Origin of the sequence: Lentzea sp., assembly GCF_036380075.1 — a bacterium.
Classification (GTDB): Bacteria; Actinomycetota; Actinomycetes; order Mycobacteriales; family Pseudonocardiaceae; genus Lentzea.
The window spans coordinates 1-24184 of the sequence record NZ_DASVFL010000369.1 but is presented as its reverse complement, the minus strand read 5'-3'; the positions used below and the strand labels follow the sequence as shown (position 1 = coordinate 24184).

Annotated in this window: 24 protein-coding genes; 14 read left to right on the top strand and 10 right to left on the bottom strand. The window is 70.5% G+C overall.

The window, feature by feature from the left end; all coding sequences use genetic code 11:
- The coding region (locus tag VF330_RS39065; protein ID WP_330856784.1) for a metal-dependent transcriptional regulator at window positions 1-659 on the bottom strand (659 nt) is incomplete at its 3' end.
- Between the two features lie 78 nt (window positions 660-737).
- Between VF330_RS39065 and VF330_RS39060 the strand changes: the two genes are divergently transcribed.
- On the top strand, window positions 738-1589 hold the full coding sequence (locus tag VF330_RS39060) for a sulfurtransferase (RefSeq protein ID WP_330856783.1): 852 nt from the start codon (window positions 738-740) through the stop codon (window positions 1587-1589).
- Between the two features lie 27 nt (window positions 1590-1616).
- Here VF330_RS39060 and VF330_RS39055 read toward each other — a convergent pair whose 3' ends face one another.
- Window positions 1617-2222 (bottom strand): hypothetical protein, encoded by a 606-nt coding sequence (locus VF330_RS39055; protein ID WP_330856782.1) that lies wholly within the window; start codon window positions 2220-2222, stop codon window positions 1617-1619.
- Between the two features lie 194 nt (window positions 2223-2416).
- Between VF330_RS39055 and VF330_RS39050 the strand changes: the two genes are divergently transcribed.
- The 5 genes from VF330_RS39050 (at window position 2417) to VF330_RS39030 (ending at window position 8562) form a co-directional block, all read left to right on the top strand.
- A complete protein-coding gene (locus tag VF330_RS39050) occupies window positions 2417-3589 on the top strand; it encodes an acetoin utilization protein AcuC (RefSeq protein WP_330856781.1) in 1173 nt (390 codons plus the stop codon).
- Window positions 3590-3596: 7 nt separating this feature from the next.
- Window positions 3597-6218: a GNAT family N-acetyltransferase gene (locus tag VF330_RS39045; RefSeq protein WP_330856780.1), complete on the top strand. Its 2622-nt coding sequence runs from the start codon at window positions 3597-3599 to the stop codon at window positions 6216-6218.
- A 206-nt stretch (window positions 6219-6424) separates the two neighbouring features.
- Window positions 6425-7210 carry a glutamate ABC transporter substrate-binding protein gene (locus tag VF330_RS39040; protein ID WP_330856779.1) on the top strand — a complete coding sequence of 262 codons (786 nt, stop codon included), beginning with the start codon at window positions 6425-6427 and terminating at the stop codon, window positions 7208-7210.
- Between the two features lie 31 nt (window positions 7211-7241).
- Window positions 7242-8009, top strand: a complete 768-nt coding sequence (locus tag VF330_RS39035) for a GntR family transcriptional regulator (protein WP_330856778.1) — start codon at window positions 7242-7244, stop codon at window positions 8007-8009.
- 211 nt (window positions 8010-8220) lie between these two features.
- Entirely contained in the window at window positions 8221-8562 is a 342-nt protein-coding gene (locus VF330_RS39030) for a hypothetical protein (protein ID WP_330856777.1), read from the top strand.
- A 75-nt stretch (window positions 8563-8637) separates the two neighbouring features.
- On the opposite strand, the gene VF330_RS39025 is transcribed toward VF330_RS39030, so the two are convergent.
- The 4 genes from VF330_RS39025 to VF330_RS39010 form a co-directional block, all read right to left on the bottom strand.
- A complete protein-coding gene (locus tag VF330_RS39025) occupies window positions 8638-9330 on the bottom strand; it encodes a hypothetical protein (RefSeq protein WP_330856776.1) in 693 nt (230 codons plus the stop codon).
- The gene (locus tag VF330_RS39020) at window positions 9323-9907 is read right to left on the bottom strand and encodes a hypothetical protein (protein WP_330856775.1); all 585 of its coding nucleotides are present in this window, start codon (window positions 9905-9907) and stop codon (window positions 9323-9325) included. Before VF330_RS39020 ends, VF330_RS39025 begins: the two co-directional genes overlap by 8 nt.
- 69 nt (window positions 9908-9976) lie before the next feature.
- Window positions 9977-11155: an RtcB family protein gene (locus VF330_RS39015; protein ID WP_330856774.1), complete on the bottom strand. Its 1179-nt coding sequence runs from the start codon at window positions 11153-11155 to the stop codon at window positions 9977-9979.
- A gap of 9 nt (window positions 11156-11164) precedes the next feature.
- Window positions 11165-11854, bottom strand: a complete 690-nt coding sequence (locus VF330_RS39010) for a hypothetical protein (protein WP_330856773.1) — start codon at window positions 11852-11854, stop codon at window positions 11165-11167.
- Window positions 11855-11969: 115 nt separating this feature from the next.
- Here VF330_RS39010 and VF330_RS39005 point away from each other — a divergent pair, with 115 nt between their 5' ends.
- A complete protein-coding gene (locus tag VF330_RS39005; RefSeq protein WP_330856772.1) occupies window positions 11970-13289 on the top strand; it encodes an NAD(P)-binding domain-containing protein in 1320 nt (439 codons plus the stop codon).
- A gap of 27 nt (window positions 13290-13316) precedes the next feature.
- The gene (cpt, locus tag VF330_RS39000) at window positions 13317-13874 is read left to right on the top strand and encodes a chloramphenicol phosphotransferase CPT (RefSeq protein WP_330856771.1); all 558 of its coding nucleotides are present in this window, start codon (window positions 13317-13319) and stop codon (window positions 13872-13874) included.
- 37 nt (window positions 13875-13911) lie between these two features.
- Here the strand turns inward: cpt and VF330_RS38995 are convergent, their stop codons facing one another.
- The 4 genes from VF330_RS38995 to VF330_RS38980 all read right to left on the bottom strand — a co-directional run bounded on the left by VF330_RS38995 (window position 13912) and on the right by VF330_RS38980 (window position 17529).
- Complete coding sequence (locus tag VF330_RS38995; protein WP_330856770.1) at window positions 13912-14277, bottom strand: heavy metal-responsive transcriptional regulator; 366 nt, start codon at window positions 14275-14277, stop codon at window positions 13912-13914.
- Between the two features lie 95 nt (window positions 14278-14372).
- Window positions 14373-15878 (bottom strand): aldehyde dehydrogenase (NADP(+)), encoded by a 1506-nt coding sequence (locus tag VF330_RS38990; protein ID WP_330856769.1) that lies wholly within the window; start codon window positions 15876-15878, stop codon window positions 14373-14375.
- Window positions 15875-16699, bottom strand: a complete 825-nt coding sequence (locus VF330_RS38985) for an NAD(P)-dependent oxidoreductase (protein WP_330856768.1) — start codon at window positions 16697-16699, stop codon at window positions 15875-15877. The genes VF330_RS38990 and VF330_RS38985 overlap by 4 nt, the downstream gene beginning before the upstream one ends.
- 41 nt (window positions 16700-16740) lie before the next feature.
- Window positions 16741-17529: an IclR family transcriptional regulator gene (locus tag VF330_RS38980; protein WP_330856767.1), complete on the bottom strand. Its 789-nt coding sequence runs from the start codon at window positions 17527-17529 to the stop codon at window positions 16741-16743.
- Window positions 17530-17665: 136 nt separating this feature from the next.
- Here VF330_RS38980 and VF330_RS38975 point away from each other — a divergent pair, with 136 nt between their 5' ends.
- Genes VF330_RS38975 through VF330_RS38950 form a run of 6 tightly spaced genes read left to right on the top strand, consistent with a single transcriptional unit; the run spans window position 17666 to window position 24133 of the window.
- Window positions 17666-18982 (top strand): sugar ABC transporter substrate-binding protein, encoded by a 1317-nt coding sequence (locus VF330_RS38975; protein ID WP_330856766.1) that lies wholly within the window; start codon window positions 17666-17668, stop codon window positions 18980-18982.
- Complete coding sequence (locus tag VF330_RS38970; protein WP_330856765.1) at window positions 18979-19947, top strand: sugar ABC transporter permease; 969 nt, start codon at window positions 18979-18981, stop codon at window positions 19945-19947. Before VF330_RS38975 ends, VF330_RS38970 begins: the two co-directional genes overlap by 4 nt.
- Window positions 19944-20822, top strand: coding sequence for a carbohydrate ABC transporter permease (locus tag VF330_RS38965; protein ID WP_330856764.1), 879 nt, complete (start codon window positions 19944-19946; stop codon window positions 20820-20822). The genes VF330_RS38970 and VF330_RS38965 overlap by 4 nt, the downstream gene beginning before the upstream one ends.
- Window positions 20823-20832: 10 nt before the next feature.
- Window positions 20833-21735 (top strand): 5-dehydro-4-deoxyglucarate dehydratase, encoded by a 903-nt coding sequence (locus VF330_RS38960; RefSeq protein ID WP_330856763.1) that lies wholly within the window; start codon window positions 20833-20835, stop codon window positions 21733-21735.
- 14 nt (window positions 21736-21749) lie between these two features.
- A complete protein-coding gene (locus VF330_RS38955; RefSeq protein ID WP_330856762.1) occupies window positions 21750-23009 on the top strand; it encodes a glucarate dehydratase family protein in 1260 nt (419 codons plus the stop codon).
- Window positions 23003-24133: a hypothetical protein gene (locus tag VF330_RS38950; protein ID WP_330856761.1), complete on the top strand. Its 1131-nt coding sequence runs from the start codon at window positions 23003-23005 to the stop codon at window positions 24131-24133. The genes VF330_RS38955 and VF330_RS38950 overlap by 7 nt, the downstream gene beginning before the upstream one ends.
- Window positions 24134-24184 lie beyond the last annotated feature (51 nt).

The window sequence follows — 24184 nt, the reverse complement described above, 5'->3', positions numbered from 1 at the left end:
GCGGGGTCGAGCTCGGCCGTGGTGCCGTTGCCGCGCACGTGGACGACCTTGGCGCCGGCGAGCGCCCCGACCTCCACGGTGCCGCCCGGCACGACGCCGGCGGCCTTCAGCTCGGCCATCAGGTCCGGGTCGAGCTGGACGTGCTCGGCGATGCGGCGGATCTCGACGCGGCCACCGCCGCGGCGGGCCACCTCGTCGACGCGCACCAGGTCGGCCTCGACGGGCGGGGCGGGCTCGCCGTCGCCCAGCTTGTCGAGACCGGGGATCGGGTTGCCGTAGGGCGAGGTGGTCGGGTTGCCGAGCAGCTTGACGAGCTTGCGCTCGACCGCCTCGCTCATGACGTGCTCCCAGCGGCACGCCTCGCTGTGCACGTGCTCCCACTCGAGCCCGATGATGTCCACGAGGAGGCGTTCGGCGAGCCGGTGCTTGCGCATGACGGCGATCGCGAGGTTGCGGCCCTGCTCGGTGAGCTCGAGGTGGCGGTCCTCGGCCACGACGACCAGGCCGTCGCGCTCCATGCGGCCGACGGTCTGGCTCACGGTCGGTCCGCTCTGGCCGAGGCGCTCGGCGATGCGGGCGCGCAGTGGCACCACGCCCTCTTCTTCGAGCTCGTAGATCGTGCGGAGATACATCTCCGTGGTGTCGATGAGGTCGTTCACACCCGCTCCCCTTCGTGTGGTGTCGATGGTAGTCGTGCCGGGGGACACAGGTGTCCGCGCGGGTGCAGGATGTGAGCCGTGCATCCCTTGATCACTCCTGAGGCCCTCGCCGATGCGCTGAGTGCGCGTCCGGCCACCGTCGTGCTGGACGTCCGGTGGCGTCTCGGCGGACCACCCGGACGCCAAGACTACGAGGTCAGCCACATCCCCGGCGCGGTCTACGCGGATCTGGACACCGAGCTGTCCGCGCCGCCCGGCGCCGGTGGCCGGCATCCGCTGCCGGATGCCGTGCGGTTGCAGGAGGTGCTGCGCCGCGCGGGCGTGCGCGAGGGCGGCCGGGTCGTGGCCTACGACGCGGGCGACGGGTCGGTCGCCGCGCGGGTGTGGTGGCTGCTGCGGTGGGCCGGGTACGGCGACGTGGCGGTGCTGGACGGCGGGTTCGCCGCGTGGGAGGCGGCCGGGCTGCCCGTGACGGCGGAAGTGCCGTCGCCGCTCACCGGGGACGCGGCGGGCGACGTGGTTGTGCGACCCGGCCAGATGCCGGTGCTGGACGCGGACGAGGCGGCAGCGCTCGCCCAGGAGGGCGTGCTGCTCGACGCGCGGGCGGCGGCGCGGTACCGCGGTGAGACCGAGCCGGTGGACCCGAAGGCCGGTCACATCCCAGGGGCGCTCAACGCGCCGACCACCGGGCACGTCGGTGCCGACGGGCGGTGGCTCGGCGCGGAGGAGCTGGCCGAGCGGTTCGGCGGTCTCGGGGTGTCGGGTGACGTGGCGGTCGGGGCGTACTGCGGGTCGGGTGTGACGGCCTCGTCCGTGGTGCTCGCGCTGGAGGTCGCGGGGATCACGTCGGCCGAGAAGCCGGCCGCGTTGTACGCGGGGTCGTGGTCCAACTGGTGCGCGTTGGACCGGGAGGTCGCCACCGGCGGCTGACGACGCCGGTGCGGCCGGGCGGCGGGGTCAGGCGTTCGGGATGCGGTCGAAGCCCTGCTTCGCGAGCTTCAGCGCGGCGGCGCAGGTGTCGATCTCCTCGATCGCCAGCACGCTCACCGAGAACGCCGTGGTGATGGCGTCCGGGTCGTCGGTCAGCATGACGGTGACCTGGCAGTCCTCCTTGGAGGAGGTGACCTGCCACGCCGTGTTGCCGCCGATGTCGATCTGCTTCTTCTCGCCTTCCTCGTCGACCGCCTCGGGGACCGTGACCATCTGGGTGATGACGGTCGACGGGCCGGTGGTGGTGACGATGCAGCCGCCGTCGGCCGAGGCCTTGCCGCCGGTCGCGGCCTCGACGTCGGCTGCCTTGAGGACGCCGCAGGTCTCCAGGCCGTTCGCCTTCTTCTTGGTGCCGATCTTCACGTCGCCGGTCTTCTGGCTGGTGGGGCTCGTGGGCTTCGCCGCGGTGGTGCTGACGGGCGCCTTCCTCGACGTCGGCGTCGGGGCGGTCACCTCGGGCGTGGTCGCGTTGGTGTCGGCGATGGCCGAACCCTTGACCTGTTCGCTGCAGCCCGTGACGGCGGCGAGTGTCAGGCCCAGTGCGAGGAGGATGGCCGCTGGTCGCAGTTGCATGTCGCCTCTGACCCCTGTTCGGTGAGATCGGTTCCGGTTCGGGGCCCGGAGGGCGAGCCGAGGAGCGTCACTGTAGGCGGCGGTGCGGACGCGGGCACGCGTGTCGCGGTGGTGGCGGCCAAAGCGTGATCCCGGGCACGCGGTGCCGGTGACGCGATCACCGGACGGGCCGGTCGGTGGGTAGGTTGCTGGGCATGGGTAAGCCGGCCGCGGTTGTCTGGGACAGGTCCTTCCTCGCGTACGACCTCGGTGGCGACCATCCGCTCAACCCCGTCCGGCTCGACCTGACGGTGCGGCTCGCCACCGCGCTCGGGGTGCTCGACGGCGTCGAGCTGCTCGTGCCCGAGGCGGCCAGTGACGAGGAGATCGAGCTGGTGCACCGGCCTGGCTACCTGAGCGCGGTGCAGGCGGCGCCGACGGCCGGGTGGGACGTCGGGCACGGGCTGGGCACGGCGGACAACCCCGTGTTCGACCGGATGCACGAGGCGTCGGCGCTGGTGGTGGGCGGGTCGCTGGCGGCTGCCAGGGCCATCGCGTCGGGTGCGGCGGACCGGGCGGTCAACATCGCCGGCGGGCTGCACCACGCCATGCCGGACAGCGCCGCCGGGTTCTGCGTCTACAACGACTGCGCGGTCGCCATCGAGTGGCTGTTGCGCAGCGGGGTGGAGCGCATCGCGTACGTCGACGTCGACGTGCACCACGGAGACGGGGTGCAGACGGCGTTCTGGGATGACCCGCGGGTGCTGACGATCTCGCTGCACCAGCACCCGATGAGCCTGTGGCCGGGGACCGGGTGGGCGAACGAGGTCGGCGGCGCCGGGGCCGAGGGGAGCGCGGTCAACGTGCCGCTGCCCGCCGGGACGCGCGACGGAGGGTGGTTGCGGGCGTTCCACGCGACGGTGCCGGCGTTGCTGAAGGCGTTCCGGCCGCAGGTGCTGGTCACCCAGTGCGGGGTCGACACGCACAAGGAGGACCCGCTCGCGGACCTGTCGCTCAGCGTCGACGGGCACCGGGCGATCTACCGGGCGTTCCGCGACCTCGTGAACGAGCACGGCTACAAGTGGCTCGCGCTCGGCGGCGGCGGGTACGAGCTGCTCAGGGTCGTGCCGCGGTCGTGGACGCACCTGCTCGCGACGGTGCTCGACCGCGACGTCGACCCCAGGCGGCCGCTGCCGGCGGACTGGGTCGCGCACGCGACACGCGTCGCGCCCGGCTGGCCCCTGCCTGCGTCCATGACCGATGGGTGCGACCCTGGACACCAGCCGTGGGGCGGGGACACGGAGGAGCCGGTGGACAAGGCGATCCGCGACGCGCGCCGCGCGGTGTTCCCGTTGCACGGACTCGACCCGGACGACCCCAGGGACTGAAGCCGACATGGGTGCCAGAGATCCGTTCGACTTTCCCCGGCGGTGGGAGGCGGACGTCGTCCTCAGCGACGGCGGCACCGTCCACCTGCGGCCGATCACGCCCGACGACGCCGACAGGCTGCGCGACTTCCACGGCAGGCTGTCGGAGCGGACGCGGTACTTCCGCTACTTCGGGCCGTACCCGCGCATCCCGCAGCGCGACCTCGAGCGGTTCAGCACCGTCGACCACCACGACCGGGTGGCTCTCATCGCGCTGCTCGGCGACGACATCGTCGCCGTCGGCCGGTTCGACCGGCTCCACCACGGGCAGAGTGCCGAGGTCGCGTTCGTCGTCCAGGACGGCCACCAGGGCCGCGGGCTGGGCAGCATCCTGCTCGAACACCTCGCCGCCGCGGCCAGGGAGGTCGGGCTCACCCGGTTCGAGGCCGAGGTGCTCGCCGAGAACGGGCAGATGGTCCGGGTGTTCCGCGACGCCGGCTACCAGGTCAGCAGGGCGTTCGAGGAGGGCGTGCTGCACCTGGAGTTCGCGATCGACCCGACCGACGAGTCCGTCGCCGTCGCCAGGGCCCGCGAGCAGGCCGCCGAGGCCCGCAGCGTGCACAACCTGCTGCACCCGCGCAGCGTCGCCGTCATCGGCGCCTCCACCGATCCCACCAAGATCGGGCACGCCGTCCTCAAGAACCTCCTCGAGGCCGACTTCAACGGGCCCGTCTACCCCGTCAACGCCGAGCACCGCGCCGTGCGGGGCGTCCGGGCGTACCCGACCGTGCTCGACATCCCCGACGACGTCGACCTCGCCGTCGTCGCCGTCCCCGCGGCCAGCGTCGACGAGGTCATGGACGGCTGTCTCGCCAAGGGCGTGAAGGCGCTCGTCGTCGTCAGCTCCGGCTACGGCGAGACCGGCCCGGACGGGCTGTCCGCCGAACGCAGGCTCGCGGCCGAGGCCAGGGCGCACGGCATGCGCGTCGTCGGCCCGAACGCGCTCGGCGTCCTCAACCTCGACCCCAAGGTCCGCCTCAACGCGAGCCTCGCCCCGCAGCTGCCGGCACGGGGCCGCGCGGGCTTCTTCTGCCAGTCCGGTGCCCTCGGCACGGCCATCCTCGCCAACGCCGCCGGGTGGGGCCTCGGGCTGTCGACGTTCGTCTCCGCCGGCAACCGCGCCGACGTCTCGGGCAACGACCTGCTCCAGTACTGGGAGACCGACCCGTCCACCGACGTCGTCCTGCTGTACCTGGAGTCGTTCGGCAACCCGCGCAAGTTCGCCCGGCTCGCGCGCCGGCTCGGCCGCACCAAGCCGATCGTCGCGGTGAAGTCCGGCCGCCACGCCGTCGTCCCCGGCCTCGCCGCCACCGCCGCGAAGGTCGACGAGGCGAGCGTCCAAGCGCTGTTCGAACAGGCCGGCGTCATCAGGGTCGACTCGCTGGCCCAGCTGTTCGACACCGCGCTGCTGCTGGCCCACCAGCCGCTGCCCACCGGCAGGCGCGTCGCCGTCGTCGGCAACTCCACCGCCATCGGGCTGCTCGCCGCCGACACGCTGCTCGCCCAGGACCTCGAGATCGCGGGCGACCCCGTCGACGTCGGTGCCCAGGCCACCCCCGAGGAGTTCGCGAAGGCGGTGAAGGAGGCGCTCGATCGCCCCGACACCGACGCCCTCGTCGTCGTGTTCGTGCCGCCGATCGCGGTTCCCGGCAGTGCGTATGCGCGCGCCATCAAAGAATCCGCGCATCGCACGAAACCGATCGTCTCGACGTTTCTCGCGGTCGAGGGCATTCCGGACGAGCTGAAAATGCCCGGCAAGGGCTCGATTCCGAGCTATGCCAGCCCGGAACGCGCGGTGCTCGCATTGGCGCGCGCCATCCGTTATGCGCGGTGGCGCGCCGCACCTCAGGGCAACTTCACCAGACCGGACGGCATCGACACCGAACGGGCGCGCTCCTTTGTGGACGACGTTGTCACCGAACGCAGGATGGACGACCACACGGCGGTCGAACTGCTGAAGTGCTATGGCATCGACGTCGTGCCATTCCGCATCGCGAACAACGCCGAAGAAGCCGTGGAAGCCGCGTCCGCACTCGGTTATCCGGTCGCGATGAAAGCGACCAGCGAACGCCTGCGCCACCGCACCGACCTCGTCGGCGTGCGGCTCGACATCGCCCAGCGGGAATCGGTCACAGCCGCCTACCACGACCTCGCGGCGCTTTCCGGCAAACCGGGCGTGTACGTGCAACGCATGGCGCCCAAGGGAGTCAGCTGCGTGCTGGGCCTGCAGGACGACCCGAGCTTCGGCACGCTGGTCTGGTTCGGACTGTCGGGTCTGGTCAGCGACCTGCTCGGCGACCGCGCCTACCGGGCGGTACCGCTCACCGACACCGACGCGGCGGAACTCGTCGCGGCACCGAAAGCGGCGCCTCTGCTCACCGGTTACCGGGGTGACGAACCGGCGGACCTGAAAGCACTTCAGGAATTGGTACTCCGTTTGGCGGCTCTCGCCGAGGACCTTCCGGAGGTGCGTTCGCTGAAGCTCGAACCGGTGCTCGCTTCCGCGGCGGGCGCTTTCGTCAGCAGCGCCCGCATAGTTGTCGGTCCGCCACCTTCTCTGCACGACGCGGGACCCCGCCGGCTGCGTTGACCGGTTACGGCAACGATTCCGTAAGTTTCATTCGCGCTGAGGTATGGACATGCGTCGCAGCGCCGCTTAGGTTTCCCGCATCGCCGGCCGAACACCACCCTGTCGGGACGGCGCATGCCCGTGGACCGACCCCGTGGTTCGACGCTGTAGAGGGACGAATGACACCGAGAGCGCTTCTTCGCCTTGCCGCGACGACATTCGCCGCCGTGCTTCTGCTCGCTTCGTGCGGGAGCGCCGACGAGTCCACCATGGCGGGAAAAGTCAGCTCCAAGGACCGCATGACCATCGCGGTGTCCTTCGACCAGCCGGGCCTGTCGTTGCGCAGGCTCGACGGCAGCTACCGCGGGTTCGACGTCGACGTCGCGAAGTTCATCGCGGGCGAGCTGGGCGTCGACGAGAAGAACATCACCTGGATGGAGGCGCAGCCCGGCAACCGGGAGACGCTGCTCACCAGCGGTGAGGCCGACCTCGTCGTGTCCACCTACTCGATCACCGACAAGCGCAAGCAGGTCGTCGACTTCGTCGGCCCGTACTTCGTCGCCGGCCAGGACCTGCTGGTGCGCTTCAACGAGAAGCGCATCGCCGGCCCGAAGTCGCTCAACTCCAGCCTGCGCCTGTGCTCCACCGCGGGCTCCACGTCCGCCGCGTACGTCAAGGAGCAGTTCGCCAAGGACGTGAACCTGGTCGAGTACGCGAAGTTCAGCGACTGCGTGACCGCGTTGCTGGCCAACAACGTCGACGCCGTCACCACCGACGACGTGCTGCTCGCGGGCTACGCCGCCCAGAACCCCGAGCTGCTGCGCGTGGTCGGCGACCCGTTCAGCAAGGAGGAGTACGGCGTCGGGTTGCACCGCAACGACCCCAAGAGCAAGGAGAAGGTCCAGGCCGCGCTGCAGAAGATGATCGACACCGGCGCGTGGCGGAAGTCGCTGGAGACGAACATCGGATCTTCCGGCTACAAGATCCCCGAGCCGCCGAAGCTCGCGGGCTGACCGCACACCCCGTGACGTAGGCTCACGCCACGTGAACCGCGTCCCGCCGCACCGCGCTGATCGCCCCGTTCGCGCGGGCATCCCAGAACACGGCCGTGTCCCGCGCTACTACGCGGTCAAGGCAGAGCTGTTCGACCTCGTCGAGACCCTCGGTGAAGGCACCGTCCTGCCGTCGGAACGCGAGCTCGCCGAACGGTTCTCCGTCTCACGCGTCACGCTCCGCCAAGCCGTCAGCGAGCTGGTCCTCGAAGGCAAGCTGATCCGCCGCCAGGGCAGCGGCACGTTCGTCGGTCCGCCCAAGCTCGTGCAGCCGTTGTCCCTGGTCAGCTACACCGAGGGCATGCGACGGCAGGGCGTCGAACCCAACCGCACCGTCATCACGGTCGAGGAGCTCGGCGCCGACGAGGGCCTCGCGCGGGACCTGGCGGTCGAGCCCGGCGACCCGGTCGTGCACCTCGAACGCGTGCTGCTCGCCGACGACGAGCGCATCGGCCTCGAGTCCACCTACCTGAGCCTCGGCCGGTTCCCCGACCTGCTGGACAAGCTCGACCCGGCCGGGTCGCTCTACGCGTGCCTCACCGAACGGCTCGGCGTCCGGTTCGCCGAGGCGGAGGAACGGGTCGAGACGGTGCTCGCCACGCCCCGCGAGGCGTTGCTCATCGGCACGAACCCCGCGCTGCCGATGTTGTTGCTGTACCGCGTCTCCTACGACGTGGAGGGGCACCCGATCGAACGCGCCCGGTCGCTGTACCGGGGTGACCGCTTCAGCTTCGTCGCGAGGCTGCACGCCGACCGCTGACCGGCGCGCCGGACATCACGTCCACAGTGGACCGCAATTCCTTTCGGGCCCCAACGAGAGCATTTCTGCGGTGACTGCGGGTCACCGGACACCGTGCGGGCGCAGGAAGATACCGCCCGTTCGCACTCGTTTCCGGCTCAGGCCGCAGAGGTACTGTTGACGGCACGAACTCAGGATTTCCGCAATGCCGCGGAACGAGCGGGGGTGTGCCATGTCCTTCAAGGCCGAGTTCCTCGCTGAGCTCGAGGACTGCCTGCGCGGGTACGGCGCGGTCCCGGTGAGCAACCCCGACGCGCTCGCCCTGTTCATCGAGTTCGTGCGGGCCCTTCCGGAGAGCGACCCGAAACTGCGCTGCCTCGAAGGCGTCGACCAGGGTTCCGGCTCTTTCTGGAACAACCCCGCGGTGTGGTGGGAGCAGGTGCCGCGGTTCGGTGCCGGACTGCCGCGGTGCGGGTCGGAGGAATGCCGCACGCTGCTCGACGACATGCTCGACGAGGCCATCAGCGACGAGATCGACGTGCTGGAGATGGAGATCCGCGAGCTCCCCGGCTAGCTCTCCGGTGACCGGGTGCGGACATGCCTGCCGGCGCCGTCGCCTGTTACGGCCACGACGCCGGGGCTCCAACTCCTACTTGACGGCGACGAGCGACTTGAACAGTTCCCGATAGCGGTGGAGAGCCAGTCGCAGGTCCTCGGTCTGTGGATCACCGTTTCCCTCGAGCTGCTTCGTGAGGGAGCGGTGCCGGTTCGTCAGCTCCTCGATCGCCCGCGTGACGAGCTGGTCCGCCTTGCGGACGGCCGCCTTCGGGTCGTCGACGAAGTCGTACTGCACCGCCTGCCACTCGTCCTCGAGCTTGCTCGACGGACGGCTGTCGGCGGTGGTGTCCTGCGCCCGGTGCGCCGCCGTCTGCTGGGCCGGCGTCCGGTCGGACTGGGTGTGCTGCGAGGGGACGTGCTGCTCCTGCGCGCGCTCCCGGTCCGCGTGCCGGTCGGCCTGCTGCGCGCGGTCTGACTGCACATCGCGGTCCGACTGCTGTGCACGCTCGGCCTGCGCGCGCTCGCTCTGGGTGCGCTCGTTCTGGGTGCGCTCGTTCTGAGTGCGCTCGTTCTGGGCACGCTCAGCCTGGGCACGCTCGTGCTGGGCGCGCTCGGCCTGGGAGTGCTCGGACTGCTGGGGCCGCTCACCCTGCCGGTCGCGTTCGGCCTGCTGCGCGCGCTCCACCTGCGTTGCGCGGTCCGTCTGCAGCGAACCTTCCGCGTGCTGCTGCTGCGGTCGCGCCGGGGTCGGCGTGGGAACCGCTTGGGTGGGGGTCTCAGACATCTGACTTCTCCTTCCGCACGGCTTCCTTGTCGTTGCGCGCAGCGCCACCGTGCTCCAGCAGGTCGGTGAACAGCTCGCGGTAGTGCACCATCGCGGTGCGGAGGTCCTCGGTGCTCGCCTCGCCGATCTCCTGGCGTTCCGAGATGTCGTGCGCCTTGCGGTAGTGCTCGAGGGTGCGGGCGTGCTCGACGGACAGCACGCTCAGCTGCGCCTCGTACCCCTCGGTGGGGTAACCGCGCTCGGCCATCAGGTCGGTCACCAGCCGGTCGGCGTCGGCGATCGCGCTCTCCGGCGAGTCGACGAACTTCGTCTGCACGGTCGCCCAGTGCTTGCGGTAACTCTCCTGAGCCGACGGGGAAAGCGGCTTCAGGTCGAACTCGCTGTGGCGGTGCTCCCGCTCGGCGAGCTCCTTCTCGGCGGCCGTCCGGCTGTCGCTCTCCGACACCGCGCGGTCGTACTCGGGGCCGAAGCGGTCACGCAGCTTCTTGCGCTGCATGGCGGGCCTCAGCACGAACGCGAGTACCGCCAGCACCACAACAACCGCGACCACCAGGCCGATGATGGCGCCCGTTGACATGGAAAACCTCCAAGACAGGCCAGATCAATGCTGTCCGGAGGCTTTCCAGTTCACCCACACGGGAAACATTCAACCCTTGATACAAACCACCTGCTTGAGCTTGGCGACCACCTCGACGAGGTCGGACTGGTTCGCCATCACGATGTCGATGTCCTTGTAAGCAGCGGGAATCTCGTCCACCACACCCGAGTCCTTGCGGCACTCGACTCCACTTGTCTGGTCGGCGAGATCGGCCGCCGTGAACGTCTTGCGGGCCTTGTTCCTGGACATCCTCCGGCCGGCGCCGTGCGACGCCGACTCGAACGAGTCCGGGTTCCCGAGCCCCCGCACGATGTACGAGCCGGTGCCCATCGAGCCCGGGATGATGCCCAGCTCGCCACGACCGGCGCGGATCGCGCCCTTGCGGGTCACCAGCACGTCCTCGCCGAAGTGGTTCTCCTCGGAGACGTAGTTGTGGTGGCAGGAGATCGGGTCCTCGAACGCGATCCGCGGGAACTCCGCGCGCAGCACGTCGCACACCAGGCGCAGCATGACCGCGCGGTTGCGGCGCGCGTAGTCCTGCGCCCAGTACAGGTCGTGCCGGTACGCCGCCATCTCCGGCGTGCCCGCGAGGAACACGGCCAGGTCCGGGTCCGGCAGCTCGGCGTTGTGCGCGAGCGTGCGCGCCACCGAGATGTGGTGCTGCGCCAGCTCGTTGCCGATGCCGCGCGACCCGGAGTGCAGCATGACCCACACCCGCTGGTCGGTGTCGAGGCAGACCTCCAGGAAGTGGTTGCCGCCACCGAGCGTGCCCATCTGGTGCATCGCCTTGTCGGCGCGCGCCTTCACGGCCGGCGTGAGGTCGGCGAACCGCCTCCAGAACGGCGCCCAGTCGGACGCGTCGGAGTCGGTGAAGGCCGTCGCCTTGTGCTGCCCGAAACCGACGGGGACCACGGCCTCCATCCGGGACCGCAGACCGCGCAACGTCTCCGGCAGGTCACTCGCCGTGAGCGAGGTGCGCACGGCTGCCATGCCGCAGCCGATGTCCACGCCGACGGCCGCGGGGGAGACGGCGTCGCGCAACGCGATCACCGACCCCACCGTCGCACCCTTGCCGTAGTGCACGTCCGGCATCACGGCGACGTGCTTCACGGCCCACGGCAGCGCGGAGATGTTCTGGAGCTGTCGCATGGCGAGCTCCTCGACCTCGTCCGGTCGAGTCCACATGCGGATGTCCACGTTCTGACCGCGGACCAGGGTTGCTGCCATGCCCCGAGGTTAGGCGGCGGCTCGCGCGGACGACGAAGGAGTTTTCGCGGCCGTCCCCTCCGCGCCGGACACGAACTCCCAGGTTCCCTTGCGCACCTTGGCCTTGCGGAAGTCCCCGCCGATGTTCGCGACGAACGCCCGCACGGTCGGCAGGTCGTCGACGCCCGCGATGAGGATCGCCTTGTCCTGCAGAGTGACGCTGCCGCCACCGAGCTTCTCCCGCGCGACGGCATCGTCGAGCAGACCCTGGCGGACCTGTCGTGCGGTGATGCCGTCGACCTCGACCTGGACGGCGTCGACCGCCGGCGAGCTCGCGGGCAGGAAGCGGAACGTGAGCACCGACTCCTGCCGGAACTGCTCGCCGATCGTCTCGGCGGCGTGGCGCAGGCCCTCCTCACCGAGCGCGACGTCGAACTTGCGGGAACGTTCGAACGTCGTCACCTGCCGGTCGCTCGACCAGAACACGCCGTCGAGCAGCGTGGACCGGGTGGTGACGCCGCCGTTCGCGCGCACGATGCCGCGGACGTCGTGGTCGAACCGCACCAGCCGGTCCTGCAGACGCGGGTCGTCCGGGTCGGTGATGACCGCGGTGTTGTTCGTCGCGAAGATCTCCGGCAACGGCAGGGGCGCGCCCGCCGCCGTGCCGGTGGAGACCGCGAACGCCAGTGCGGACGTGACTGCTACGAGAAGCTTTCGCATGCGGCACAACGTAGGTGCCGGACACCTCAGGGCACACCCCGTTCCACCCTGCGGGCACCCGCCGCGGGACGGGGGCGATTGACAGGCGCGACGAACGTGAAAATACTTCGGCGTCATGGATCGCGTGTGCGTCATCGGGGCGGGTTCGTCCGGCATCGCCGCATGTCAGGTGCTCAGCGCCCGCGGCATCGAGTACGACTGCCTCGAGACCGGGTCCGAGATCGGCGGCAACTGGCGCTACCTCAACGACAACGGCATGTCGTCGGCCTACCGCTCGCTCCACATCAACACCTCGCGGCAGATGATGGAGTTCCGGTCGTTCCCGATGCCGTCGCACCTGCCGGCCTACCCGTCGCACTTCCAGATCGCCGAGTACTTCGACGACTTCGTGGAGCACCACGGGTTCCGCGACCGCATCCGGTTCCGGACCGAGGTCGTCTCCGTCTCCGTCGCACCGGGTGGCTACTCGGTCACGTCACGCGACCGCGACACCGGCGAGGAGACGACCGCCGGCTACCGGTCGGTGGTCGTCGCCACCGGGCACCACTGGTCGCCGCGGCTGCCGGAACCCGCGTTCCCCGGCTCGTTCGACGGCGAACAGCTGCACGCGCACTTCTACAAGACGCCGGAACGGTTCGCGGACAAGAAGGTCCTGGTCCTCGGCATCGGCAACTCGGCCTGCGACATCGCGGTCGAGTCGTCACGGGTGTCCGCGCGAACGTTCCTGGCGATGCGCCGCGGCGCGCACATCATGCCCAAGTACCTGTTCGGCATGCCGACCGACCACCTGACGACGTCACCGCTCGCCCGGTTCGCACCGCAGTGGCTGCAGGGGTTGTCGCTGCGGGCGATGCTGCGGCTGGCGCGGGGCAAGCTCTCCGACTACGGGCTGCCCGAGCCGTCGCACGGCATCCTCGCCGCGCACCCGACCATCTCCGACGACCTGCTGACCCGGCTCGGCCACGGCGACATCGCGGTGAAGCCGACCGTGTCCCGGCTTGACGGGTCCGGCGTCGTCTTCGAGGACGGCAGCCGCGAGGACGTCGACGTCATCGTCTACTGCACCGGCTACAAGGTCGAGTTCCCGTTCCTGGACGCCGCCGAGTTCCCGGCGGTCACGTCGGCGGACAACGAGGTGTCGCTGTACCGGCGGGTCGTCGACCCCGAGCACCCGGGGCTGTACTTCCTCGGCTTGATCCAGCCGCTCGGCGCGATCATGCCGCTGGCCGAGGCGCAGGCCGAGTGGATCGCCGACCTGGAGTCCGGACGGGCGGCGCTGCCGCCGGTGCCGGAGATGAAGGCCGAGATCACCACCTACCGGGAGGCGTTGCGCGGCCGGTACGTGAAGTCGAAGCGGCACACGCTGGAGGTCGACTTCCTCGGCTACCAGCGCGAGCTGCGGGAGGAGCGGCGGGCGGGCGCGGCCCGCGTCTGACGGCCGCGCCACGGGTACGGTCGGAGCGTGCCTCAGGTGATCGTTCTCAACGGCGGGTCCAGCTCCGGCAAGTCGGGGATCGCGCGGTGCCTCCAGGCGTTGCTGCCGCAGGCCTGGCTGGCGATCGGGGTCGACACGTTGATCGACGTGATGCCCGCGCGGCTGCAGCTCGGGTCCGAGGGGATCGGGTTCGCCGAAGACGGCGAGGTCACCACCGGGGCCGAGTTCCGGCTGCTCGAGGACGCGTGGATGGCCGGGGTCGCCGCCATGGTGCGGGCCGGGGCGCACGTGATCGTGGACGACGTGTTCCTCGGCGGCGTCGAATCGCGGCAGCGGTGGGAGAAGGCGCTCGACGGGCTCGACGTGGTGTGGGTCGGGGTGCGGTGCGACGCCGCCGTCGCCGCGGGCAGGGAGCTCGCGCGCGGGGACCGGGTCGCCGGGATGGCCGAGGTGCAGGCGGATCTGGTGCACCGCGGCATGACCTACGACGTCGAGGTCGACACCGCGACCGCCGAGGCGGTGGAGTGCGCGAAGGTCATCGCGGAGGAGGTCGGCGGGCGCCTCGCCGGACCTTCACCGGACTAGCAGCAGTCGCAGCACGTGCAGCACTCGTCCATCGCGGTCACCTCCCCTCCGGTGGGCACCAGGGCGAACAGGACCCGACCATGTCCGCCAGGTCCGTGCGGAGCCGCGCGAGCCGCGCCATCTCGGCGTCGATCTCGGCCATGTGCCGCCGCAGCAGCTCGTCGGCCGGTTCGCACGGGCACTCGCCGGTGTCGCGCACGGCGAGCAGCGACGAGATCTCCCGCAACGTCAGGCCGAGGCGCTGGCAGTCGCGGATGAACCGGATGCGGCCGGCGGCCGACGACGGGTACTGCCGGTACCCCGACGACGTGCGCGGTGGCGGCGCGATCAGCCCCGCGCGCTCGTAGTACCGGACCGTGTCGGGCGGCACCCCGGCCTCCCGTGCGAGCTCGGCGACTCTCATGCGCCCCACGCTAAACCTGTGAGCGCACTCCAAGGTCAAGCACGAGAACGGGGCCACCGGCAGCACGCCGGTGGCCCCGTTCGTCACGGCACCGTTCAGTGCACGCCGAGCACGCCGTCCACCCGGCGCGGGATCCCCAGCGGGTTCGCGTCCTGGAGCTCCGCGGGCAGCAACGCGTCCGGCCACGACTGGTACGTCACCGGCGCGATCCAGCGGCGGATCGACGTGGCGCCCACCGACGTGTGCAACGGGTTCGTCGTCGCCGGCCACGGACCGCCGTGGTGCTGGCCCCACGCCACCGCGACACCGGTCGGCCAGGCGTTGAAGATCAGCCGGCCCGCCACGCGCCGCAGGACCTCCGCGACCTCGCCGGCCTCCGCGTGGTCGGACTCGGCGGCGTGCACCGTGCCCGTCAGCGTGCCCGGCAGCTTCGCCAGCACCGGGTGCAGCTCCGCCGGCGACGAGTACGTCACGACCAGGGCCGCCGGGCCGAAGTGCTCCTCGGTCAGCTTCTCGAGGTTCTCCTCGAACACCGCCAGCGGGACGCTGAACAGCCGCGGCGACACCGCCCACGCCTCGTCCTGGCGCGTGCCGGTCGACACGACGGACACCAGGTCCGACGCCGCCAGCGCGTCCGTGGACGCCGTGTAGGAGTCGCACATCCGCTCGTTCAGCATCGCGCCACCGGACGTCGCCGCGACGGCCTCGCCCAGCGCGGGCACCAGCTCCTCGGGCGCGAACACCAGGCCGGGGTTCGTGCAGAACTGCCCGACGCCCATCGTCAGCGACTGGGCGAACCCCGTGGCGATGTCCTCGCCCCTGGCCGCGCCCGGCAGGATCACCGTCGGGTTCACGCTGCCCAGCTCGCCGTAGAACGGGATCGGGTCCGGCCGTCCCTGCGCGATGTCGAACAGCGCCCGGCCGCCACCGGTCGAGCCGGTGAAGCCGACCGCGCGGACGTCGGGGTGCTTCACCAGCGCCACACCGGCCTCGGTGCCGTAGACGATGCCGAACAGGCCCTCGGGCGCACCGGCCGCGCGCAGCGCGTCCACGACGACCCGCGCGGTCTCGCGCGACGTCGACGGGTGCGCCGAATGCGCCTTCACCACAACGGAACACCCGGACGCGAGCGCCGAGGCCGTGTCGCCACCGGCGACCGAGAACGCGAACGGGAAGTTCGACGCGGAGAACACCGCGACCGTCCCGAGTGGACGCAGCACGCGCCGCAGCACCGGCCGCGGCGGGATGATGTCCGGGTTCGCCGAGTCCAGGGTGGCCTCGACGTAGCTGCCCTCGCGCAGCACCTCAGCGAACAGCCGCAGCTGGTTCGTCGTGCGCTTGAGCTCCGTCGTCAGCCGCGGCACGCCGAGCGCCGTCTCGCTGTCGGCCGTCGAGACCAGCAGCGACGACTCGGCGTCGAGCGCGTCCGCGACCTCCTCCAGCACCACCGCGCGGTCCGCGGCCGGAGCCACCGACCAGGCGGAGAACGCGACCGCCGCGGCGGAAGCGATGCGGTCCACCTCGCTGTCGGGGGTTTTCGCGACCGGTTCACCGAACGGCTCACCGGTGCGCGGGTCGTATCCCTGCACGCCGTGGCTCAACGCCCTGCCTCCTTGACTGCCGTGTCGAAGTCGGGGCCGCACCAGGCCCCGCCCACGTACTTCGCAGCGTACGTCGAGGGGTCGAGCTCACCGTGCCGCGCCAGCACCTCGGCCGCGAACACCTCGGAGTCGTCCCGCGGTTCGAAGCCCAGCGCGCGGGCCTCGTCGTGGGAGAACCAGCCGCGCGTGTTCTTCGAGACGCCCCAGGCGATCCGGAACCCCGGCGACGGAACGGACAGGCACGCCTCGAACAGGCGCGCGCCGTCGTCCGGCGACAGCCACGTCGCCAGCATCCGCACGTCCCGCGGCTTCTCGAAGCACGAACCGATGCGGATCGCGAGCACGTCCATGCCGTACCGGTCTGCGTAGAGCGACCCCAGCGCCTCCATCGCCACCTTGGACACGCCGTAGTAGGTGTCGGGACGGGGGAAGAGGTAGTCCCCGGCCACGCCGTCGGCGCGTTCCACGTACCCCACGGCGTGGTTCGAGCTCGCCAGCACGACGCGACGGACGCCGGAGCGCCGTGCGGCCTCCAGCACCGTGTGCGTGCCGTCGATGTTGACGCGCAGGATCTTGTCCCACGACTCCTCGAGGCTGTGGCCGCCGAGGTGGATGACGGCGTCGACGTCCTTCAGCGCGGCCTCCATCGCGGCCATGTCGGTCACCGACGCCTGGACGATCTCCGCGTTCTCGCCCTCGGCGGCCGCGGGCAGCTCCGCGATGTCCAGCAGCCGCAGGACGCGGCCCTCCGCGGCGAGGCGGGAGCGCATGAGCGTTCCCACCACACCACCGGCGCCGGTGATCAGGATGCGTGCGGTCACGGGTTGGACCCCTCCGTCGTGTTCGGGTGTTCCGGGATTGCTCAGCGACCGAACTGGCGGAGGAGCTCGGTGATGGTCCTGGCGGCGTCGAGCAGGGCGGCGACGACCTGGCGCTCGTGGTCGGGGTCGAGCCGGCCCAGGGGGACCGAGCAGCTCATCGCGTCCAGCACGGGGTTGCGGTAGGGCAGTGCGACGGCGAAGCAGCCGAGGCCCGGCGTGTTCTCCTCGCGTTCGTGGGCGTAGCCGGCGTTGCGGAACCCGGCGAGCTGCTCGTGCAGCGCCGCCCGGTCGACCACGGTGTTCTGCGTCAGCGGCACGAGCCGGCCGGGGAGGATCTGGTCGACCTCCTCCGGCGTGCGGGTCGACAGCACGGCCTTGCCCAGCGACGTGGAGTGCGCGGGCAGCCGGCGGCCGACGCGGGAGACGACGCGCAGGTGGTGCTCTGACTCGCGGCTCGCCAGGTACACGACGTCCGCGCCGTCCAGACGGGCGAGGTGCACGGTCTCGTTGATCTCCTGGCGCACCTGCTCCATCACGCGGATCGCCGCGCGCACCACCGGGTCGTGGTCCAGGTAGGACGTACCGACGAGCAGTGCGCGCACGCCGATGCCGTACGTGCCCCGGTCGGAGTCGACCTCCACCCAGCCGCGCGCCACCAGCGTCTGGAGCAGCATGTACAGGCTGGACTTGGGGTAGCTGAGCACGCGGTGCAGCTCGGTGAGCGTCAGCCTGCGGTCTGACGCGGACAGCACTTCGAGCAGCTCCACCGTGCGGTCGGCCGACTTCACCGCGCCCGGACGAGCTGTGCCCTTGTCGATCGGCGACGCCACCTGGCCTCCTGGCTGTCCTCTGCGAAACAGGAAAGAAACTTCCCCTTGACACGTTGCCGTGCTGATTCTTACAGTCCTGGACCAGGTTCACAAGTACGACCCAGGTTCACATATCTGAACATGAAGGGTTCCGACGATGCGCCGTAGATCAGCCACCACCATCGCCGCGGTCAGCGCGGCCGCCCTGCTCGCGGGGTGTGGCAGTGGTGGCACGGCAGCGTCGTCGAAGGACCCGGACAAGCCCCTCGAGGTGTGGACCCGCTCGACGGAGGCGACCGCGAAGGTCTACGACAAGATCTTCAAGTCCTTCACCGAGAAGACCGGCGTGCAGGTCGACTACAAGCCGGTCTTCAACGACTTCGACAAGCAGGTGCAGCAGCGCGCCGCGTCGAAGGACCTCCCCGACGTCGTCATCACGGACACCGGTTCGCTCGGCAACTTCGTCAAGCAGGGCTGGACCACCGAGATCGACCGCGACGACATCGCGGGAGGTACCGACATCGTCGACCGCGCGTGGAACAACGCGAAGGGCGCGGACGGCAAGTTCCACGCCATCCCGTACTCCACGCAGGCGATGGTCACGCTGATCCGCAAGGACTGGCGGGAGAAGCTCGGCAAGCCGGTCCCCACGACGTGGGAGGAGCTCGACGACCTCGCGCGGGCGTTCACCCGCGATGACCCCGACGGCAACGGGCAGAACGACACCTACGGCATGCTCGTGCCCGGCACGACCGACCGCGGCTACCTCGCCTGGTGGGCGTCGAGCTACCTCTGGCAGGGCGGCGGCGACATCCTCGAGGACGAGGGCGGCGGCAAGTTCTCCGTCGGCGTCGACTCGCCCGAGTCGACCAAGGCGGTCGAACGGCTGCGCAAGCTCTTCTGCGAGGACAAGGTCATGCAGCCCGGCTCGCTCACGCTGGGCACGAACGACGCGCACCCGCTGTTCGAGTCGGGCAAGAGCGGCATCTACCTCACCGGCCCGTACATGATCGGCCGCTTCGACAAGTCCCTCGGCAAGGACAAGTACGAGGTCATCGCCTCTCCACGCGGCCCGGCCGGCGCCACCGTGCTCGGCGAGGGCGAGGACGTCTACCTGATGGCCGGCTCCGCGCGGACCGCCGACCAGAAGAAGCTCGCCGAGTACCTGATCACGCCCGAGGCGCAGCAGGCGGGCATGAAGGGCGACCCGCAGCCGGTGGTCCGCCTGCCCGTCAACAAGAACGTCGACGTCAACGCGACGTACGACGACCCGCGGTGGGCGACCGTCGCGGGCGTGTACTCCAGCGAGGCGCGGCCGTTCCCGAGCGTGCCGAACTTCGCGCCGTTCCGGCAGAAGACCTCGGAGACCCTGAACTCCATCTTCGCCAAGTGCCCTGCCGACTCGTCGGCCGAGCTGAGGTCCCTGGCGGACGCGCTGAAGAAGGAGCTCGAGAACCAGAAGGCGTCGCAGTGACCGCAGTGCGGTCACCCGACCACCAAGACGTGGGCTCGACGGCTAGTGGCGGCGGTGCCGTCGACACCCACCCCGTGAGGCGGCGCCGCCGGCGTCGCCTCACGGGAGCCACCTTCATCCCGTGGCTCTTCCTGCTCCCTGCCGCGGTGATCTTCCTGGTCTTCAAGTTCATCCCCATGGCGGAGGGGATCCGGCTCTCGCTGTTCGAGGTCCGGCCCTTCCTCGGCGACGTCTTCGTCGGCTTCGACAACTACGCCACGATCCTGGGGGACGAGAAGTTCCTGACCGCCGGCTGGCACACCATCGTGCTGGCCGGCGGTCAGACGGTCGGCGCGATGCTCGTCGGCTTCGCGCTCGCTCTGCTGCTGGAGGGCCACAGCAAGTCGTTGTGGTTCGTGCGGTCCGCGGTGTTCCTGCCCGTCGTGGCGGCCACCGCGGTCATCGGCGAGATCTGGCGGCTGTTCTTCTACCCGGCGCCCGAGGGCTTCCTCAACGAGGTCATCTCGTGGGTCGGCCTCGGGCCGTGGGAGTACATCCACGACCCGGACACCTCGCTGGTGTCGGTCATGTTCGTCGGCATCTGGAAGCACGCGCCGTACGACATGGTGCTGATCCTCGCGGGGCTCGCCGGCATCGACCGGCAGCAGTACGAGGCGGCCGCGATCGACGGCGCCTCGACGGGGCAGCGGATCCGGAACGTGACGTTGCCCGCCTTGCGCCCGGTCATCACCATCCTGCTGACGCTGGCGGCGATCCGCGGCCTGCGGGTGTTCACCGAGGTCTACGTGCTGACCGGCGGTGGTCCGGCCGGGTCGACGGACGTCTGGATGACGCGCGTCTTCACCACCGCGTTCGAACAGTCCGAAGCCGGACTCGCTTCGGCCGGGTCCGTGCTGTTGTTCCTGGTTACGCTCGTCCTCACGGTCAGCGTGCAGTGGTACCGCCGCGGGAGGGAGACGCGATGAGCGTCAACTCGAGCCGCTTCGACAGCGCCATCGGCTGGCCCACCCGTCCGGACGCGTGGGTCAGCCGCGGCGTCCGCGTCCTCCTGAGCGCACTGGCCGTGCTCCTCTTCTGCGGCCCGCTGCTGGTCGTCTTCTCCGGCGCGTTCGACGACAACCCGGACCCGACCAGGCTCTCGGTGGTCCCGGACAACCCGTCGCTCGTCAACTTCCAGGTCGCGACGGAGAACAGGATCTGGCACTACCTGGCGAACTCGCTCGTCATCGCCGGTGGTGCCCTGCTGCTGCAGCTCGCGGTGAGCGTCTTCGCCGCGTACGCGCTGGCGCGCAAGAAGTTCCGCGGCCAGGCCGTCGCGCTGCTGGTCGTCCTCGCCACGATGATGCTGCCGGAGGAGGTCATCGCGATCCCGCTGTCGCTGGTGATCGGCGACCTCCCGCTGGTGCACGTCAGCTTGAAGGGCACCCTGCTCGGTGTCATCCTCCCGCTGGGGGCGTGGGGCTTCTCCATCTTCGTCATGACGGAGTTCATGAGGGAGATCCCCGCCGAGCTCGAGGAAGCGGCCAAAGTGGACGGTGCGGGGGAGCTGCGCCTGTTCGCGCAGATCATCCTCCCGCTGTGCAGGCCGGCGCTCGGCGTGATCGCCGTGTTCGGCTTCAACATGATCTGGGAGCAGTACCTGCTCCCCCTGATCGTCGCCGCGGACCCCTCCGATTACACGCTCACGGTCGCACTCCTCGCCCTCAGGTCCGACGACACGGTCGGGACGGGCATCGTGCTGGCCGGTGCGTTGCTGGCGCTGGTGCCGAGTCTCGTCGTGTACCTGTCGCTGCAGAAGTCCTTCCTGCGTGGGATCACCACCGGAGCGATCAAGGGATGAGTGTGTGGGTATGCAACTCGATGGTGTGCTGTTCTTCCCGGTGACCCCGTTCGACACCGAGGGGAACATCGCCTACGACGTGCTGGCCGAGCACGTCAAGCACGGCGTGTCCGCCGGGCCGGGCGCGGTGTTCGCCGCGTGCGGCACCGGCGAGTTCCACGCGCTGGGACTGGAGGAGTTCGAACGGGCGGTGGCCGTCGCGGTCGAGGCGACCGCGGGCAGGGTGCCGGTGTTCGCCGGCGCGGGCGGCTCGATTGTCGCGACCAGGCAGTTCATCCAGGCGGCCGAACGCGCCGGCGCCGACGGCATCCTGCTGCTGCCGCCCTACCTCGTGACCAACCCGGCCGCCGGGCTCGTGCGGTTCGTGGCCGAGGCCGCCTCCGTCACCGAGCTGCCGATCATCGTGTACCAGCGCAACAACGCGAAGTTCACGCCGGAGACCGCCGTCGAGGTCGCGCGGATCCCGAACGTCGTGGGCTTCAAGGACGGCCTCGGCGACCTCGACCAGATGCAGCGGGTCGTGCTGTCGGTCCGCGCGGGGGTCGACAAGCCCTTCCAGTTCTTCAACGGCCTGCCGACCGCCGAGATGACCCAGCTCGCCTACCGGGGCATCGGCGTCGAGCTGTACTCGTCGGCGGTGTTCTGCTTCGCGCCGGAGATCTCGCTCGGCTTCTACAACGCCGTGCAGTCGGGCGACACCGAGCTCGCGAACCGGTTCCTGCACGAGTTCTACAAGCCGTTGGTCGAGCTGCGGGACAAGGTCCCCGGCTATGCCGTCGCGCTGGTGAAGGCCGCCGTGCGTGCGAACGGGTTCGAGGTCGGCGGCGTGCGCCCGCCGCTGGTCGACCCGTCGGACGAGCACCTGGCGGCTCTCGACGAGATCATCGCCGCCGGCAAGGCACTGCTGGCCTGAAGGGGCGGGGCGCTGTGAAGATCACCGAGATCGTTCTGACACCGGTCGCCTTCCGCGACCCGCCGCTGCTGAACGCGGCAGGCGTGCACGAACCGTGGGCGCTGCGCACGATCGTCGAGGTGCACACCGACGAGGGCATCTCCGGGCTGGGGGAGACCTACGGCGACCTCGCGCACCTGGAGCGCTCGCGGTCCGTTGTGGACTCGCTGGTCGGGCTGGACGTGTTCGCCCTCAACGAGATGCACGCGCGCGTCGCCGCTGTGCTGGGTGGCGAGGTCGGGCCGGACAAGCACGGGCTGACGGGCAACATCACCGCGGAGAGCACCGTCGACCGCGTGTACTCGCCGTTCGAGGTCGCGTGCCTGGACATCCAGGGCAAGGCGCTGGGACGCCCGGTGCACGACCTGCTGGGCGGCGCCGTCCGGTCCGCCGTGCCGTACTCCGCCTACCTGTTCTACAAGTGGGCCGGGCACCCCGGTGCCGAGCCCGACGAGTGGGGCGAGGCGCTCGATCCGGCCGGGATCGTGGCGCAGGCGCGGAAGATGGTCGGCGAGTACGGGTTCGGCTCGATCAAGCTCAAGGGCGGTGTCTTTCCTCCGGAGCAGGAGGTGGAGGCGATCCGGGCGTTGCGCGAGGCGTTCCCGGACCACCCGCTGCGGCTCGACCCGAACGCGGCCTGGACTCCCGCGACGTCGCTGAAGGTCGCCGCGGAGCTCGACGGCGTGCTGGAGTACCTGGAGGACCCGACGCCGGAGATCCCCGGCATGGCGGAGGTGGCCCGGCAGGCCCCGATGCCGTTGGCCACCAACATGTGCGTGGTCGCGTTCGAGCACCTGCGGCCGTCGGTGGAGCAGGACGCCGTGCAGGTGCTGCTGTCGGACCACCACTACTGGGGCGGGCTGCAGCGGTCGCGGCAGCTGGGCATTATCTGCCGGACGTTCGGCATCGGCCTGTCGATGCACTCGAACTCGCACCTCGGCATCTCGTTGGCCGCCATGACGCACCTGGCCGCCGCCACGCCGAACCTGAACTACGCCTGCGACACGCACTACCCGTGGAACGCCGCCGACGAGGTCGTCGAACCCGGCGTGCTGTCCTTCGTGGACGGTGCGGTGCCGGTCCCGGTGACGCCCGGTCTCGGCGTGACGCTGGACCGCGACGCGCTGGCACGGCTGGCGGAGAACTACGCCCGGTGCGGCATCACGTCCCGCGACGACACCGGTTACATGCAGGAGCACGACCCGAGCTACGAGAGGAAGCGGCCCCGGTGGTGAAGTCGGTTGTCCACGCCTACCCGTGGGACCTGATCGGTGATCCGGACGCCGTGGCGCGCTACCAGGACCTCGGCGTGGACGCGATCGCGCTCGCCGCGTCGTACCACACCGTGCGCGCCGCGACGCCGTTGCACCCGTCGCACCGGTTGGTCGACGCGCGGCACGCGGCGTTCTACCTGCCAGTGCGCGAGGAGAAGTACGGCCGGTTGAAGCCGGCGGAACCGTCCTGGATGGACGGTGCGGACTCGTTCGGCGAGGCGGCCGCGCTCGTGCGGGCCGCCGGGTTGCCGGTGTACGCGTGGACCGTGCTGACGCACAACTCGCGCCTCGGCGACCTGCACCCGGACGTGACCGTGGTGAACGCGTTCGGTGACCGCTACCCGTACGCGTTGTGCACCTCCCAGCCCGACGTCGTCGAGTACGCGTCGGCGCTGGTGGCCGAGGTGCTGGAGCTCGGCGCGCCGGACGGGCTCGTCCTCGAGGCCTGCGGGCCGCTGGGGTTCTTCCACGGCGGGCACCACGAGAAGACCGACGGCACGGACTGGAACGCGGTGCAGCAGAAGCTGTTGTCGCTCTGCTTCTGCACCGCCTGCACCGCCCTGTACGCCGACCCGGACGCCCTGCGCGACGCGGTCCGGGCCGGGGTCGATCGCGGCGTGCCCACCGTCGAGGAAGCATTGGGCGTGCTCGCGGAAGACGTTCAGACCGTGCGCACCGGCGCCGTGAGGTCGTTGCGGCAGAGGCTGGTCGGCGAGATCCGTGCCGCCGCACCGTCGGTTCGCGTCGGGATGCACGTGACGGCGGACCCGTGGGGCACCGGGCCGTTCGCGACCGTGGCCGGGGGTGTGGACGCGGACGTCGACGTGCTGACGACGATGTGCTGGCCCGGTCCCGACGTCGCGGTGCCCGGCATCGAGGCGTTGCGCGCGGTCGCCCCGGACATGCGGATCGCCGCGTACGTGCTGGGGTTGCCGCCGAAGCCTGCGGACGGTGCGGCGCTCGCGAAGGAGTGGCTGACCTACTTGGACGCCGGCGTCGAGGAGTTCCACCTCTACCACGGGGGACTGGCGTCCGCCGCCCGTCTGGAGGCGTTGCGCGAGGCCGTGGCCGCCGTGTCGCGGTAACTGTGAAGAGAAGTCGCTGCAACCCGTTGTGACCGCGGTTCCGTCCTTGGT

Excerpts from the sequence above, each read along its gene's own strand:
- VF330_RS39055 (WP_330856782.1), bottom strand. The coding sequence starts at position 2,222 with ATGCAACTGCGACCAGCGGCCATCCTCCTCGCACTGGGCCTGACACTC.
- VF330_RS39015 (WP_330856774.1), bottom strand. The coding sequence starts at position 11,155 with ATGGCAGCAACCCTGGTCCGCGGTCAGAACGTGGACATCCGCATGTGG.
- VF330_RS39045 (WP_330856780.1), top strand. The coding sequence starts at position 3,597 with ATGGGTGCCAGAGATCCGTTCGACTTTCCCCGGCGGTGGGAGGCGGAC.
- VF330_RS39020 (WP_330856775.1), bottom strand. The coding sequence starts at position 9,907 with ATGTCAACGGGCGCCATCATCGGCCTGGTGGTCGCGGTTGTTGTGGTG.
- VF330_RS39030 (WP_330856777.1), top strand. The coding sequence starts at position 8,221 with ATGTCCTTCAAGGCCGAGTTCCTCGCTGAGCTCGAGGACTGCCTGCGC.
- VF330_RS39025 (WP_330856776.1), bottom strand. The coding sequence starts at position 9,330 with ATGTCTGAGACCCCCACCCAAGCGGTTCCCACGCCGACCCCGGCGCGA.
- VF330_RS38995 (WP_330856770.1), bottom strand. The coding sequence starts at position 14,277 with ATGAGAGTCGCCGAGCTCGCACGGGAGGCCGGGGTGCCGCCCGACACG.
- VF330_RS38965 (WP_330856764.1), top strand. The coding sequence starts at position 19,944 with ATGAGCGTCAACTCGAGCCGCTTCGACAGCGCCATCGGCTGGCCCACC.
- VF330_RS39010 (WP_330856773.1), bottom strand. The coding sequence starts at position 11,854 with ATGCGAAAGCTTCTCGTAGCAGTCACGTCCGCACTGGCGTTCGCGGTC.
- VF330_RS38960 (WP_330856763.1), top strand. The coding sequence starts at position 20,833 with ATGCAACTCGATGGTGTGCTGTTCTTCCCGGTGACCCCGTTCGACACC.
- VF330_RS39005 (WP_330856772.1), top strand. The coding sequence starts at position 11,970 with ATGGATCGCGTGTGCGTCATCGGGGCGGGTTCGTCCGGCATCGCCGCA.
- VF330_RS38975 (WP_330856766.1), top strand. The coding sequence starts at position 17,666 with ATGCGCCGTAGATCAGCCACCACCATCGCCGCGGTCAGCGCGGCCGCC.
- VF330_RS39050 (WP_330856781.1), top strand. The coding sequence starts at position 2,417 with ATGGGTAAGCCGGCCGCGGTTGTCTGGGACAGGTCCTTCCTCGCGTAC.